General features: G+C 59.3%; 6 protein-coding genes and 1 other annotated feature. All 6 genes read right to left on the bottom strand.

Translation table 11 applies throughout. The annotated features are described in order from the left end of the window. Nucleotides 1-303: 303 nt before the first annotated feature. A complete protein-coding gene (locus tag WMO66_RS09430) occupies nucleotides 304-2,355 on the bottom strand; it encodes a VanW family protein (RefSeq protein WP_349136178.1) in 2,052 nt (683 codons plus the stop codon). Nucleotides 2,356-2,748: 393 nt separating this feature from the next. Then, nucleotides 2,749-8,694, bottom strand: coding sequence for a S8 family serine peptidase (locus WMO66_RS09425; RefSeq protein ID WP_349136177.1), 5,946 nt, complete (start codon nucleotides 8,692-8,694; stop codon nucleotides 2,749-2,751). A 368-nt stretch (nucleotides 8,695-9,062) separates the two neighbouring features. After that, nucleotides 9,063-9,896 (bottom strand): ABC transporter ATP-binding protein, encoded by an 834-nt coding sequence (locus WMO66_RS09420; protein ID WP_349136175.1) that lies wholly within the window; start codon nucleotides 9,894-9,896, stop codon nucleotides 9,063-9,065. Then, the gene (locus WMO66_RS09415) at nucleotides 9,883-10,815 is read right to left on the bottom strand and encodes an ABC transporter permease (RefSeq protein ID WP_349136174.1); all 933 of its coding nucleotides are present in this window, start codon (nucleotides 10,813-10,815) and stop codon (nucleotides 9,883-9,885) included. Before WMO66_RS09415 ends, WMO66_RS09420 begins: the two co-directional genes overlap by 14 nt. 93 nt (nucleotides 10,816-10,908) lie before the next feature. Next, entirely contained in the window at nucleotides 10,909-11,967 is a 1,059-nt protein-coding gene (locus WMO66_RS09410) for an ABC transporter substrate-binding protein (RefSeq protein WP_349136173.1), read from the bottom strand. Nucleotides 11,968-12,067: 100 nt separating this feature from the next. Then, nucleotides 12,068-12,320 (bottom strand) — a binding site (T-box leader). Between the two features lie 438 nt (nucleotides 12,321-12,758). Further along, on the bottom strand, nucleotides 12,759-16,256 hold the full coding sequence (mfd, locus tag WMO66_RS09405) for a transcription-repair coupling factor (RefSeq protein WP_349136172.1): 3,498 nt from the start codon (nucleotides 16,254-16,256) through the stop codon (nucleotides 12,759-12,761). Between the last annotated feature and the right edge of the window lie 226 nt (nucleotides 16,257-16,482).

Genomic DNA, 16,482 nt, shown 5'->3' with positions numbered 1-16,482 from the left:
GCCTGCATGGCGGTCCGTGACCGCCATGCAGGCTGATTTTGCGGCATTGATTTTATGGCGCAAGGCCACCAACTGCGCATTGCAGGGGAGCGGCATGCCGCTCCCCTACAATGGCGTGTGCGGTCGACGAGAGTGCACGGAAATTTGCCGTTGCGCCACGAGACGTCGAGGACGCCGTCCCCTACAACGCACGGCCGGCAGCCTTGGCAGGTTCTCCGCTTTCCGCTTGCCCCGTGCCTTTCTATCCTGTCAGATACAAAAATCGGACCGGCTCATTTGGGTGAGCCGGTCCGGTTTTTAAGATCACGGCGCTTCTTCATCGCCGCCGGTGGACTCGGTCGGGGCGTCCGTGGGCGGTTCCGTCGGCTCCGGCTCCGTGGGCTTTTCCGTCGGGCTTTCCGTCGGGCTTTCCGTCGGCTCCGTCGGCGCCTCCGTGGGGGGCTCCGTCTCCTCGACGAGCTTGGCGACCAGACGGTTGCGCCAGTCGTAGCTCGAGTGGTTGACCTTCTCCGTGGACAGCAGCTTGCCGTTCTTGTCGTACTTCATGCGGTAGGTATCGACCTCATAGCCGTCGTAGCCGACCTGGATGCGCTCGCCGTCCTTATAGTCCTTGTACTTGTCGTAGTTCTTCATGCCCTTGGAGATCTCGACCTCCTCGGTCTTGCTCTTGTGGGTCATCGCGGCCTTGTAGTCCAGCTCCACGGTGTAATCCTTCGTCTCCGTACCCATGAAGCGCACGCGGACATAGCCGCCGGAGGCCTCCGCCAGAATGCGGATGGGATAGGTCGTGTTGTTGCGGAACTTATAGTCGAGGCTGCCCCAGTAGATCGTGGCGTCCATGCCCCAGGGGATATAGTCCGGCACATACTGGTGCTCCTGCCGCGCGATGACCTCGAGGTCGGATTTCAGCGTGCAGTAGTACAGCACGGACGCGACCTGGCAGACGCCGCCGCCGAGCTGCTGGACGGTCTCGCCGCCGACATACACGCCGCCCTCCTTGTAGCCCTTGGCCGCCGTGCGCTCGCCGACGACACCGTTGAACGAGAACGTCTCGCCGGGCTTGAGCACATAGCCGTTGATGGCCAGGCAGGCCAGACGCAGGTTCTCACTTCGGCCGATGAGACCGGCGTTGTACGGGCTGTCATAGCCGGCAAGCTCATCGTGGAACAGCTTCTCCTGCAGGGATTCCTTCGTGTACTGCGGCTCGATGACGTCGAGCGTCAGCGTGACCTCGCCGCCGGGGCCTGCCTTCTCCAGCTCGTCCATGGCCTTTTTGATGTCGAAGCCGTAGCCGTCCGAGCCGTCGGTCACTTCATAGGTGTCCTCGTTGCACACGGCGTTCACCGGCGCAACATAATACTTGTGGTACAGGGCGTCGAGGTCAAAGGCCTCCGGCAGGTCCTCCTCCACCACATACTGCATCTCGAAATTCGCGTCGGCATAGGCGGTGAGCACGGCCTTGTACAGCTCGTCCGTGTTGATCTCGCGGCCCGCGCTGCCGAGCTTGACCGTCAGGGTCTTGAGCTCGCGCTCCTCGCCTTCGTCGTCCGTCACGGTCGTCGTGCCCTCGGTGACGGAGGGCTCCGTCTTTTCGCTCACGGCGTCCTTGGCATATTCGTCCAGCATCGTGCGGACGTAGCTTTCATCGAGCGTGAGGAAATCGGCGACGTTCAGATCGGTGCGCTCCGTCAGCGCGTTCTTCTTCACGCGGGAGAACAGGCCGCCGCCGCGGCCGTAGGCATAGGCAGCCTCCACGGCCTTGTCGAGGTCGAGGCGGACCGCCGTGTCCGACGGCGTCAGGCACAGCTTTGTCAGCAGCGTCATCGGCTTGCCGTCCTCGTCGCGCGGGGTGTTCGGGTCCTCGGTCGGCGCCTCCGTCGGGGCCTCGGTCGGCGCTTCCGTCACCGGCTCCGTCTCCGAAGGCGCGGTCTCGGTCGGCTCCGTCGCCTCGGTCTGCGCGGAGGCATCGAGCGGCTTGCCGAAAATGTCGACGAGCGGGATCTGCGCCGGGTCATATGTCGAGGTGAATGTATCGTAGGCGCGCGTGTAGAGCGCGACGTTCATATTTTCCTTCCCATAGACGCTCACGCCCTTTTCGAGCGCGGCGCGCGCCTCCTCCTTCGTCATGCCGCTGAGATCGACGCCTGCGACATAGAGGTTGTTGACGATCCTGCCGTCGTCGCGCAGGAACATATAGCCCACGCCGCAGCCGACGAGCACGACGGCTGCAGCCAGCAGCGCGACGATCAGGCCGAGGCGGGACTGCTTTTTCTGCTTTTTCTTTTTCGGCGCACGCTGCGGCTCGGCATAGGACTGAGCCTGCGTCGGGCGTTTGCCTTTTTCAAATTTACCCATTTGAATCTCCTTCTCCGGTGGTTCTACGGCAGAATGCCGCCTATTCTCCAGACGGCATCCGCCGCCGTTTGTTCCTATCCTATTATACCGGGAAGCCGCCAAAATGCAACAACGTTTTGCCAACAAAAGCGTTACAATTGTGAACTTTATGTAAACCGTCCGAACAGGATCATGGCGGCTGCCCCCCGAAGTGCCGCTGCGAGGCCGCGGAACGTGGTATCATAAACGGACACTGACTTTCGGCCAGGCAGGGTTTTGAGAGTCTAAGCAGCCCCACAGAAACACTTCTGTGGGGCTGCTTTTGCACGTTGTTTTTTTGTCAAGCCCTGGGGCTTGCGCCGTGCTCACCGCGGGGCAATACGCCCCCGGTAAGCACGCCGTTTCGGATAGAAATCAGTGAATGCTCTGGCAGTATCTGGCGACCACTGCCGCAAGCTGAGCACGGGTGGCCGTAGCCATGGGCTCCAGCTTGCCCGTTTCCGTGCCGAGAATGAGGCCGTTGGCAACAGCCCACTGCATGGATTCCACAGCATAGGAGGAGACACGACCTCTGTCAGAGAAGCTGCTTAGGTCTTCGGACACCTTTTCATAGGCGCCGGTCACCTTGGCATACCGAGCGAGGAAGGAAACCAACTGCTCGCGCGTCACGCAGTCGTCAGGCGCAAAGGTATCCGCGCTGACACCGGTGGTGATGCCGTTCTGGTAAGCCCAACGCAGGGCGCTGCCGTACCAGCTCTCCAGATTCACGTCGGTGAAGGGCAGGGCCTTGGAATCATCCACAGCAGGTTCTCCCGCAATGCGATAGAGCAGCGTCACCACCTGGGCACGGGTCGCGGTCTCATCGGGGCGGAAGGTGCCGTCGCCGTAGCCCTGCATAATGCCCTTAGACAACACATAGTCCACGGACTCATGATACCAAGCCGTTGTGCTGAGATCCCGGAATTCCTTCGACGGGCACGGATCATCCCGGTTGCTGCTTGCCGTCAGATGCTCCACCTCATCGATCCGCTGTTCATTGCGCTCTGTCTTTTGGACCGTGAACCGAGGATCGGCGTCCTTGCCGGCATTCGTCTTGGTGAACGTCAGCTCTGCGACTTGTTCTCCGGCAGGCATGCTGTCCACGGAAACATAACCAAGCGTTACCTTTCCGGCTTCAGCCTTGTAGGAGAAATACTGCGCGTTTCCAATGACATTCTTCAGCTCCCAGCCGGCAGCATCGTAGCTGACGCTCATAAGCCCGTTCGTGGTGGGGGCCGTTCCTCCCGACACCAGCTTCAGGGTGACCGTGTTCTGATCCTCCGAGGTGATGATCTCCGAGAATGCAGGCTGTTCGCCCGCGATGTCAGCCGCCGGTTTCGCCGATGCGGTTTTTTCTGCTGCTGTATTAAGCGCACCATAAGACGCGGCCGTTTCTTCAACCGCAGCAGATTTGAGCATGTCTGTCAAATCCTGAGACTGTACCGTGTGGGAGCCAAGCGGCAGATTGCTTACGATCTGCTCCAGCTCCGTCTGGTTGGCCTCATGATTGTCGATCTTCAGGATCGTTGCCGGATATACATTCTCGCCGAAGCTGGCCAGCTTTTCGCCGGTCCAGAAGTTCTTGGCGGAATCGTATGTCAGACGGTAGAGCTCATTGGCCTTGCCGGTAAAGTAGGACAAATACAATGCCAGCTGTCCGTTGACCGTCGTGGGAACCATAGAGCACAGCGGCGTGCCGTTATCGTCGCCCATGAAGTACATTTTAAATGCACTGGTCAGGTTAGACTTTGCAATCTCATATTTGCCTGTCGTGCTGCTGTAGTCGATCCCGTCATAAATCTGGAAGGTCCACACGTTGCCGCGGTTATCCAGCAGCAGCAGCACCTCCGCATCCGTTTCCGCAGTGCCGTCCTGATCCAGATCGAGCTTTGTCTTGCCGAGCGAGGTCATCGCCGTAAACTTATCGGCTCCGTTTCCGTAAAGCAGGAAATCAATGAACAGCATGAAGCCGTCCGTGCGGATGCTGCCCAGTTCCGCAGGCTTGTTGAGCATAAAGTTATAGATACTGTAGCAGGCCGGAATGTCGCCCTTGGTAAACAGCTCGCTGTATTCCAGATCAAACAGCGGCACATTAAAGTTACCGCCCGCAACGGCATCATAGTCCGCCAGAACCTTGCCGCTCTCCATGTCGACCTGATGGAGCTTCCGTTCATTTCCGTCAACCACAATGACATTGTTGCGGTCAGTGTCATATGCGGTAGAGGTAATGCCATCGACCTCCATCACAGCCCCCGGCGTCCATGTAGTATCATTTTCCATATCCCACGTATAGAACTGGGAGGTGGAAGAGCCATCCATCAGCGCGCCGGTCAGCGTAACCTTCAAAACCTCAACGGTAACCGTGCAGGCTGCGCTCTTGGTAGGATCCTTTACAGAGGTTGCCGTGATCGTGGCAGTGCCGTCTCCAATGCCGGTAACCGTACCGTCTTCGTCCACGGTAGCCACATTCGTATTGTCGCTGGTCCAGGTCACCGTATCGGGATGGATGCCGAACGGCGTTACTTCCGCCTCCAGCGTCGCCGTGCCGCCCTTGAAAAGCTTCAGCGTGCTGCGATTCAAGGAAACCTCAACAGGATCATTCAGCTCAGACTTGTTCAGATTGATCTTGTAGGTACTGCAGTTGTTTGCGTAGTCATATACCTGCAGCAGCAGATGCGCTGCATTTGCTGTTCCGTTTGCATCCAACGACATGGTAACAGCCTCGCCGCGGCTTGCTCCCTTCGGAGAACCGCCCGTCCTCGCAAGGATTTTCCCGGTCGAGTAATCGTACAGCACCGCTGCTGCAACATATCTGTTGTCGGAGGCCGTAACGGTCATGACCCGTCCGTCGTTGATCAGGTCCTCGGAAAGCGTAATGCCGGTCAGCGTAGGAGCAGTCTTGTCAACAAACATCGTATAGGTCTGACTTGCTCCCTCACCAAGCGCATCCCAATCCGTCGAAAGCGTCGAGCCGCTGTAATCCACATAATACTCCGGCGCCATGGTAAGCTTCACAGTCAGCTTTTCGCCTTCCGCGGCATCCGGCGCACAATCCACGGACAAGCCGCTCTGCACCTGCATCCACGTCTTCTGGTTCGAGAAATAGTAGGCGCCAATGATCGGAGCCTGAGTCTCCTTGTTGAGATATACCGTACCGTCCTCGCCGGTCACAGTGATCCGGCCATTGGCCGCATTTCGGATCAGGCAGAAATAAATATCAGAGATCTTTGCGGTATCCGGGTTGATGGAATAGCGGTCTGCATCGTAGAATCCGTCGTCTACATACAGATTTCCGCCAAGGGAATAGGAGTCATCCACGCCTTTGTATTTTATGGTCAGCGACTGGAGCTGCGCTGCCTGCTGAATTGCAGCAAGCATGTAGGGAGGACGGGTCTCCATGCCGTAGTGATACTGAATAAAGCTGCCGACATCAAACATGGAGGCATCGGTCCAATTTCCGTAGTAGCCCAGCACCGGGATAGAATGGCTGGTCCCTTCGACACCCTCTTTACTGCTTACCTCGTTGGCAAATACATAACCCTCGACATAAGCGCCTGCACCGCCGTTCTTTTCGTCGTAGCTGTCCAGACCAAGAACCTTTGCACGAATCGTGACGTGAATCTTTCCGTTTGCAGGCACCGTCACGGCAGCGCTGCTCAAGCGGGAGAAGAACAGGTAAGCATCATAGGTATCGATGTCTCCGTCCTTATCCAGATCCGCACAGCTCTTGCCGCTGATCTCAGTCCGCACGCCGGTCACATAGTCCAGCAGCGCCTGACCGTCATCCGCGGTTACCTTGCCGCTTCCGTCAAAGTCGCAGCCGTCCAGCTCCGCAGGCATTTCCGGCTTCAGCGTTTTCCCATCCACGTCCCAGACAACGTCCGCGGCTAATGCGGCAGTCTTTTTGTCCGAGAAATTCATGACTTGCCCGTTCCCGTTATTGAGCTCGCCCTGAAGTGCCGCCTGCGTAAAGAAATCAGCGCTTAAGGTAAACGTGCTGTCCGTATTCTCCAGATTGTACAGCGTAAAGCCAAAGGAATACTCACCGGTGCGCTGGGGATCGTCTCCCAGCTCGGCTTTGATCTTTCCGTCTGCATACGAATCTGTTGCATCCTGATCCATCATCAAATAGCTTCCGCTATTGACAGCCGCGCCGATATTTGCAAGGCCTGCACCCTGCTGCAGAACAGAGTAGTAACCCTCCAGTGTCTTCCCCTGCTCATCAACACCCTGCTTCTCAACGATCGGCTGAGCAGTTGACATCAGCAGGCTTTGGGCCAGCGTACGCACAGCCAGTCCCGTCTTTTCGGCCAGATCGTTCTGCTTAATGTACTCAGCGACCAGCGCCGCCATTCCGGCTACCTGCGGAGAAGCCATAGAGGTACCGGACATATTCTGATACTCTCCGCCGTCCTTCAGGGAGTAGATCCGGCCGCCGGGCGCCGTGATCTCCGGCTTCATCGTCAGGGCGCCGGGAATGCCCCAGCTGGAGAAGCTGCTCATCGTATAGTAGTCTTCTCCCAAATCCCAAGACTCCCGCTCGGAGCTCACAAACATCTCGCCGCTATAATACAGAACACTGCCATCCTGGCTCGTCACCTTCGTGGAGCTTTCACGCAGGAACGCGCCATCCGTCTGAGAAATAGAGACGCAGGGCTCCGTTTTTTTATAATCGGTCAGATCCATATAATTGGAGCCCGGCTGATTATTGACGATAATGGTCGCAATTGCGCCATTGGCAACCGCGGCTTCTGCCTTCTCGTAAAATGCGGTATCGCCTCGATTGCAAATTGCAATTTTCCCTGCCAGAACACCCTTGACTGCTGCGAACTCTTCCGCGGTACCGATCTTGTCCAGATAAATATACTCATGGCTTCCGCCGATGGTATAGATCGGTTTGTTCTGATAGCTTTTTTCCGTGTAGGTCATGTTATGACCTTTCACCTTCAGATAATTGTCTGTAACGCCCGCGTTATCGACGGAGGCTACACACAGCGAGTTAACATAGGAGCCGGGGCTGCCGTTTGTAGCCCAGTTCACACTGCCCGCATAGGGAAGGCCAAACGCAGTTTGGTCAAACCAGCTGCCGGAATTACCTGCAGAAATTGTGACAACCATGCCGCTGCCGACGATTTCATCAAGAATATGACGGTATTTCTCTTCCGTATACTCGGAGTAGCCAGGGAAGCTTCCGCCCAGGGAGAGGTTCGCTGCGTCCGCGCCCAGCACCATGGCGTCTTCAATCGCGACCATGTAGTCTGAATCATAGGCGCCGCCGCCCTTGCCGAAGACCTTCATCGTCAGGATCTGCGCATCGGGCGCCACGCCCTGCGTCATGACAGAGTCCAACGCTGCGACATAGTTTCCGGCTTCGTCCTTCACAAAACGGTTTCCCGCCGCGATGCCGGTCACGTGCGAGCCGTGATCGCCCTGCGTATCATTATCATGCGTGATATCCGTGTCCGCATCCACATAGTTAAAGCCAAACGGGATTTTCTCGTTGACATAAAAATCTGCTGCGGTCAGTCCGGCCTTGCGAGTATATGCATTCAGCTGATTCAGCACCTCTTCGGTCAAGTCAGCCTCCGTCATGATCGTCGCATTACTCCCCTGCAAGGCATATTTCAGCGCATCCGGATCCAGAGAGGGATGATCCACATCGGCGCCCGTGTCGATAATTGCGATCCGGCTTCCTGCGCCGGTATAGCCTGCCGCCCACGCAGCGCTGGAGCCGATCATCTTATCGGAGGTAGCCATATTGGGATCCGCCGTCTCCTCCTGCTTCACCACGCAGGGCTCATACCGGTTCTCAAGAATGACCTCCTGCACACCGGCAACTTCCTTGATTTTCTCGATCTGCCCATATTGGACATTTGCAGAAATCATATTGGCTGCCAATGTCATATTCCAAACAACATCCAGCTTTGCACCATTCAGTGCCTGCTTGGAGATGGCGGCAGCCATGCTGTCCTGCTGCTTCTCCAGCTTCCGCCGATATTGCATGGCGCTGCGATCAGCAGCTGCAATCTCATCAGAGGTAAAGCCCTTTTCCAGGGTAGAGGCGTCCTTTAGAATAATGGAGACACGAACCATATCGGTGTCTTCGTGTTCTACCGTCTTTTCCACTACGCTGGTATTCGCCTGAATGGGGGACTCTACCTGAACAGAGCTGCTGTCTATTTCCTCCCAAGTCAGCCCATTGCTGCCTGATTTCGAGACGCCTGTTTCCTCAATTGCCAGAGATGGCGCAGCTAAACTAACAGCTAACACCACGGCCAGCAATGCAGCCACAATGCGTTTTCTTAAGTGTGTGCTTTTCATAAACCTGCCTTCTTTCTTTATTTTGGTATGTCCACAAGCCGGGCATGCGGCCGCTTCCACACCAATGGCGTTCTATATATATTATCACAAACATCCGCTATATGCAATTAAAAATACACATACAGAGGTGCCGTGCAGTTCTAAATCTCGGCCGGAAACATGTCTGATTTTTTTCCATTTTTTACAAATTCTGACAGGATTCCAGCGTTGCTGCATAAACGCCGGCATCGGCCGGCAAAGGCTTGCCGTTATTTCGTAAATCCGAAAAGCTGCCGCTCCAGCGCCTCATATCATAAGAGCTTTTTGCTTCTCCCGGTGATGTTATTTGCCCTTGCCGCGCCGGACAGACTGTTTTGTTCCATGCTTCGTTATCCGTCCGCGGCATTCGATGCGCCTTTTCTATTCGAGTTTGTTTGTTCCGACAAGAGAATACGGTCATTGTCCAGGGCCTTGCCAGCACCGCTTTTGAACTTAGCCAGCAGGTCCTCCACGGTCATGCCCGCCCGTTCCGCTCCGGCAACATCCAGAATGATATGGCCTCTGTCCATCATCAATGTGCGGTTGCCAAGCTCCAGGGCCTGGTGCATATTGTGGGTGACCATGAGGGTGGTGATACGGTTCTCCGAGACGGTCTGACGGGTGATTTCCAGCACTTTTTCTGCCGTGGCGGGGTCCAGAGCAGCGGTATGCTCATCCAGCAGCAGGAGCTTCGGCGGCTTGAAGGTGGCCATCACCAGCGTCAGCGCCTGGCGCTGGCCGCCGGAAAGCAGCCCCACGGGCTGCTTCATCCGGTTCTCCAGGCCCATGTCCAGCTGAGCCAGCTTTTCCCGGAAGGCGGCTTTTTCCGCCCGGGTCACATGGCTGAGCCAGCCGCCGGAGGCCGCCGCCAAAGAGAGGTTTTCCTCAATGGTCATGTGGGGGGCGCTGCCGCGCATAGGATCCTGGAACAGACGGCCGATTTGGCGGGAGCGCTGATATTCCGGCAGGAAGGTGATGTTTCTTCCGTCCAGATAAATGCTGCCGCTGTCGGTGAAAAAGCTGCCGCTGATGGCGTTAAGGAGGGTGGATTTGCCTGCGCCGTTGGAGCCGATGACGGTGACGAAATCCCCTGGGAGCAGGTGCAGGCTCAGGCCCTGCAGGGCTGCCTTTTCATGAATGGTGCCGGGGTTGAAGGTCTTGGATATTTTTTCAATCTTCAGCATGAAGGCGGGCCTCCTTTCGCGCAGCCATGCGGCGGCGCAGCATGGGCAGCTGCTTTTTGAAATAGGGGGTGGCGATGGCCAGCACCACGATCACCGAGGACACCAGCTTCAGCATGAAGGCGGGCATATCCAGCCGCAGGGCGATGGTATACACCAGACGGAAGGCAAAGGCGCCCACCACCATGCCGATGGCCCGCTTGAGAATGCTGCCCTTGCCCAGCAGCACCTGACCCATGAGCAGGGAGGCCAGGGCGATGGTCACCATGCCGGTGCCGATGTCGATGCTGACGGATTTTTGACTTTGGGCCAGCAGGCAGCCGGACAGACCCGTGAAGGCATTGGCCACGCACAGGCCTACGATGGTGGTAAAGGTGGGATTGATAGAGGAGGAGCGGACCATGTCAGGATTGTCGCCGGTGGCGCGGATGGCCAGACCCAAGCGGGTGCGCAGAAACAGGGCCAAAAAAACGACCACGGCAATCACGGCGGTGGCCGCCACAAGCAGCTTATACTGCTCAGCCAGGAAGGTGTCCTGCAGCAGAGCCCGGGCCTTGGTGAACACGGTCTCGGTTTTGTTCATGTTCAGCAGGGAGGAGCCGCCCATGACGGCGATATTGATGGAGTAGAGCCCGGTGTTGACGATGATGCCCGCCAGGAGGCTGTCAATGCCCATTTTCGTTTGCAGCAGGGCGGTGATGAAGCCGGAGAGGACTCCGGCGGCCATGGCGGCCAGAATGGCCAGATAGGGATGCCCGGCAATGGCAACCATAGCACCCACAGCGGCGCCCAGAGTGAAGCAGCCGTCGGTGGAAAGGTCGCATACATTGAGCATGGAGTAGCTCAAAAACAGTGCCAGCACGGTCAGCGAGCAGATGAGGCCCAGCTCCATGGCGGTTTGGACCAGAGATAAAATGTTCATGAGAGGCTTCTCCTTTCCTATGCAATGGGGTTGTTTCCCGAGTGGGCGGTGCGAGGGTCATCAGCGGGGGCCCGCTGATGGATGTTTGATTTCTTATTGATTCAAATCGTCGAAGCTCTCGGCGGTGACGATGGACTGGACCTTGGTGCACAGAGGGGCGAAGGCCTCGGCCAGCTCGTCATAGTTCAGGCCCAGCTCCCTGCAGATGTCGGTGTTGATGGTGGCGGTGCCATTGTCGAAGGTCAGCACGGGGGTGGCGGAGGGCTTGCTGCCGTCCAGAAGAATGCCGGAGACCATGTTGGCGGTTTCCACGCCCAGGTTGGCATAGTCTACGCCGTAGCCCAGGAACGCACCGTTCAGGGCGAAGGAGTCAGCGCCGGTGTAGTGGGGGATGCCGGCCTTGGCCAGAGCCTCGTAAATGGCCAGCTCTGCGGTCATCACGGTGTTGTCGGTGGGGGTGAATACGGCGCTGGCCTTGTCGGCCACGATACTGCTGACGGCCAGGCTGATCTCGTCGGTGGTGGTGCCGTTATACTCCTTGTAGGACACGCCCCTCTTGTCCAGGTACGCCTTGGCATTCCTGATGGGAGCGGCAGAGGAGTCCTGCCCCAGGTCATACAGCAGGGCGATGCTCTTGGCGTCAGGGTTGGCGGCGAAAATCAGGTCCAGGATGGCATCGGTGTCCAGATAGTCGGAGGTACCGGTGATGTTGGCGCCGGGGGCCTCCAGACTTTCCACCAGACCCGCGCCCACAGGGTCGGACACGGCGGCAAAGACCACGGGAATGTCAGTGCCCTCGGTGGCGGCCTGCATGGCCACGGCCACGGGAGTGGCTACGCCGATCATCAGGTCCACCTTGTCGGCCATGAAGTTGGCGATGATCTGATTCAGCACGGCGGAATCGGTGTTGCAGTTATCATAGCTGATCTCGAAGGTGACGCCCTTCTCCTGGCCGATGGCCTTGAGCCGGGACTCGATGCTGTCCACGATCTGGTTCAGGGATGCATCGTCCGCATAGCTGCAGATGCCGACCTTATAGGATGCGGCACCGGTGGAATTGTCATCGCTTTTTTTGCCGCAGGCGAAGAGAGACAGGGCCAGCAGGGCGGCCAGGGCCAGAGTCAGCACACGGCTCAGCATGTTCTTTTTCATTTTTGTTTTCCTCCAAAATTTTATATGGGTATTTTGGGCGGCGGATGGAGGGACCGGTGCCGGCGGCCTGGATTTTAAAAACAAAAAAGGCTTCTGCCCCACATGGGACAAAAGCCTTTGCTTCTGCGATACCACCCAAATTGACATCTTGCGATGTCCACTCGCTTTTACGCACCATCATGCGTACCCCACGGATAACGGGAGGGTTCCCGTCGGACCCTACTTGGGAAAATTTCCCGTTCAAGCCGCCCTCGGAAGGCCATTCACACCGCTGCGCACCGCTCCGATCTCACCACCCGAAGCTCTCTTGGGATGCCCTGTGCTGTGCTACTCTTCTTCCTCACAGGTTTGTCGTTTGAAATTAAGTGCATTATAATCATATTTTTTGCCTTTGTCAAGAGGGGGGCGAAGAAATTTTTTGAGAAAATCTTCGGGACGGTAAGCAAGAAAATGTCATGTACAGCGCAGCAATATGGTGAGCATATCTGCAAAAACAATGTATACAGCATCCTGCATCGACGCGGCTGCATCCGCATTGAGGAGTCCCGGAAGTGCAGGGCGCTCACGCGGTCCGAGAAGGATGCCTGCAACGACATGTGGCAGGCGGATTTCAAGGGCGGGTTCCGGAGGGAGGACGGCAATTACGGCTATCCGCTCCCCATTGCGGACGATCGAAGCACGTTATGATTCACCGAACGATCGCAAGACTGTGAATTGTGTACCATGTCCGTACACCGCTGTATCCCATGTTGCTCTTGCCGCATGTCTCGGTGCTGCAAAGCGTGCAGCTCCTACTCTCCCTGATAGGTCTTCACGAACCTCTCCGCGGCCTGCAGGGGATCCTCCTTCGCGGTCAGCTGGAGCGTGATGGCAGGCTCGTCGCTCTTCGGCTCGACGAACATGCGCTTCTGGTACTGCCCGGCCACGCGGGAGACGACGGCAAAGTCGAACTGCGCCAGCCGGAAGCGGAGCGTGCGGCCCTTCTGGGCGATGTCGCGGATGCCGGCGGCGCTGGCGCGGGCGCGCAGCAGGGCAATGTCGATGAGGTTCATGACGCCCCTGGGCGGGTCGCCGTAGCGGTCGACGATCTCGTCGAGCAGCTCGTCGGCATCGCTCTGCGAGCGGATGCCCGCCATGCGGCGGTAGAGGTCCATGCGCTGCTCGCCCGAGGTCACATAGGCCTTGTCGATGTTCGCCGTGACGTCGAGGTCGGCCGTGCAGGCGCTCTCCTCCGGCGACGGCTCGCCGCGCTCCTCGAGCACGGCCTCCTCGAGCAGCTTGAGGTAGAGGTCATAGCCGACGGAGATCATGTGGCCGGACTGTGCCGCGCCGAGCAGGTTGCCCGCGCCGCGAATTTCGAGGTCGCGCATGGCGATCTTGAAGCCGGAGCCGAACTCCGCATAGTCGCGGATGGCGTTCAGCCGCTTTTCGGCGACCTCCGTGAGGACCTTGCCGCGGCGGAACGTCAGGTAGGCATAGGCATGGCGGCTGCTGCGGCCGACGCGCCCGCGGATCTGATGCAGCTGGGCAAGGCCGAGCTTATCGGCGTCCTCAATGATCAAGGTATTGACATTCGGAATGTCGATGCCCGTTTCGATGATGGTCGTGCAGACGAGGATCTGCACCTCGCCCTCGTCCATGCGCTGCATGACGTCGCTGAGCTCCTCCTCGCTCATTTTGCCGTGGGCGACGGCGATCTCGGCGTCCGGCAGGGCGCGCTTGATGCGCGCGGCGCACTGCTCGATGCTCTCGACGCGGTTGTGCAGATAATACACCTGCCCGCCGCGCTCGATCTCGCGCCGCATGGCGTCGATCAGCACCGGCTCGGCATATTCCAGCACGAACGTCTGCACGGGGTAGCGGTCGTGCGGCGGCTCCTCAATGGTGGACATGTCGCGCAGGCCGGACAGGGCCATATTGAGCGTGCGCGGGATGGGCGTGGCCGAAAGCGTGAGCACGTCGACGCCGCGGGCCAGCTCCTTGAGCTTTTCCTTGTGCGTCACGCCGAAGCGCTGCTCCTCGTCCACGATGAGAAGGCCGAGGTCGTGGAACTCCACGTCCTTCTGCAGCAGCTTGTGCGTGCCGACCACGAGGTCGAGCGTGCCCGTGCGCAGGTCGGACAGGACCTTGCGCTGCTGCTGCGGGGTGGAAAAGCGCGAAAGCGCGCCGATGTTCACAGGGAAGCCGCGGAAGCGGTTGAGGGCCGTCGTGTAGTGCTGCTGCGCCAGCACGGTCGTCGGCACCAGGATGGCGACCTGCTTGCCGTCGAGCACGGCCTTCATGGCCGCGCGCAGCGCGACCTCGGTCTTGCCGAAGCCGACGTCGCCGCACAGCAGGCGGTCCATAGGCTGCGGCGACTCCATGTCCGCCTTGATTTCCTCGATGCAGCGCAGCTGGTCGTCCGTCTCGGCGTAGGGGAAGTTATCCTCGAACTCCGCCTGCCACGGCGTGTCGGCCGCGAAGGCATAGCCCATGCGGCGCCTGCGCTCGGCATAGAGCTGGATGAGCCCGGCGGCAAGGTCCTTGGCCGCGGATTTTGCGCGGGCCTTCGTCTTCTGCCACTGGTCGCCGCTGAGCTTGTTGAGCCTGACGACCGTGTCCTCGCCGCCGCCGATGTATTTGGAGATGAGGTCGAGCTGCGTCGCCGGGACATACAGCGTGTCCGTGCCCTGATAGGCGATCTTGACATAGTCCTTGATGATGCCGTCGACGCGGATCTGCTCCATGCCGACATAGCGGCCGATGCCGTGGTACTCATGCACGATGAGGTCGCCCGGCGAAAGGTCCGTAAACGAGCTGAGTTTCTGCCGGTTGGTCGCTTTTTGATGCTTTTTGCGCGGTTTCTGAGCGGTCTGCGCCAGCAGCTGGCCTTCCGTCAGGATGGCGAAGCGCAGGTCGGGGTATTCCATGCCGAACGGAAGCGCGCCGTCCGTCAGCAGAATCTGTCCCGGCGCGGGAAGCTTTGCCAGCGGGAAGGCGAGGAAGGCGGAAAGATGCTTCTCCCGCAGCTGCTGGGCGAGGATCTCGCCGCGGCGGCGGTTGCCGCACAGCACAAGGGAGGCATAGTCATTTTTCTGATAGAACGCGAGGTCCGAGGCCGCCGCGTCCAGATTGCCGCCGTAGGACGGCAGCTGCTTGGCCGTGACGTTCACGAGCAGCGACGGCTGCAGGCTCTGCGGGTAGCTCGCGGCGAGGAACGAGTCGAAGAACGCCGCGCCGTGCCCGGCCACACGGCCGCACAGCTGCTCCCAGTCTGCGGAAAAGTCGCACAGCTCGCCGCACAGCAGGCCGGACTGCAGCAGGCTGTCGAGCATCATGCCCAGCTCCTCCTGCGCGCGCTGCGCGCTGCGGCGCAGGTTGCCGTGGTCGCAGAAGAACACCAGCGCCTCGGCGGGCAGGTAGTCCGCGGCGCAGGCGAACTCCGGATAGATGAGGGCCTGATAGCGGTCGGCCGCCGAGAAGGCAAGGCCGCCCCGCAGCGCGTCGGCGTCAGCCTGCAGCGTGCGCATCAGAGCCTCGTTCGGCGTTTTGCGGCGGCGCTGGCGGGCCAGCAGGCCGTCCAGCTCCCGCGCCAGCCCCTCGATGCCGCCGGGGTGCAGGGCAGGCAGCGTCTCGGCCACGGGCAGGATGACGAGCTCGTCGGCATTTTCGGTGCGGCGCTGCGTAACGGGATCGAAATAGCCCATGGTGTCGATCTCGTCGCCGAAGAACTCCAGACGCACCGGGCGCTCCTCCGCCGGGGAGAAGATATCCACGATGCCGCCGCGCACGCTGAACTGGCCCGCGCCCTCCACGAGGGAGCAGCGGGAGTAGCCCGCGTGCAGCAGGCGGGAGATCAGCTCCTCCAGCTCGAGCTGTGCGCCGGGCAGCAGGCGCATCGCAGCGGAGAACAGCTGCGCCTTCGGCATCGTGCGCAGGGAAAACGCCTCGAGCGTCGTCAGGAGCAGGGGCGTTTTGCCGCGCGCCAGATCGTAAAGGCAGCGCAGGCGCTTCTGCTCCCAGCCGCGCGAGATGGCGGAGGCGTCATAAAACATCAGGTCGCGCGTCGGCAGGATAGGGGCCTCTGCGCCGAGGAAGGCGGCAAGCTCACTCTGTGTGCGCCGTGCGGCCATTTCATCCTGGCAGACGACCACGGCGGGCCGGGCCGTGTCGCGGCAGAGGGCCGCGATGAGATGGGAACGGTTGATCTGCGCCGCGCCGGATACGCCGACAGCCTGCGCGCTCTCCAGCGCGGTCCGCAGGCGGGGATAATCGGGCAGCCGCCGCAGAAGATCGAGGATCAGCTCCATGATACACCTCCGGAAAAAGGAATTTCGAGCATGTCAAAATGCGGAAAGCAGGGATTTTCCCACTTTCCGTCAGAATTTCGGATATGATTTGTTTTGTAGGGGAGGGGACAGCCAGGCCCGGCGGTAAACCGCCGATTCGAACCGGCTATCGTAAAAACGGTAGGGGCCCCCGATTTGTCATTGCGAGGAGGCCACCGGCACGTGGCAATCTCGGGGAGGCACTCAC

The sequence above is a fragment of the Faecousia intestinalis genome, assembly GCF_040096185.1.
In the GTDB taxonomy this organism is placed as follows: domain Bacteria; phylum Bacillota; class Clostridia; order Oscillospirales; family Oscillospiraceae; genus JAZOXB01.
The sequence above is the reverse complement of the archived record's forward strand: the minus strand, read 5'-3'. Positions and strand labels throughout refer to the sequence as shown.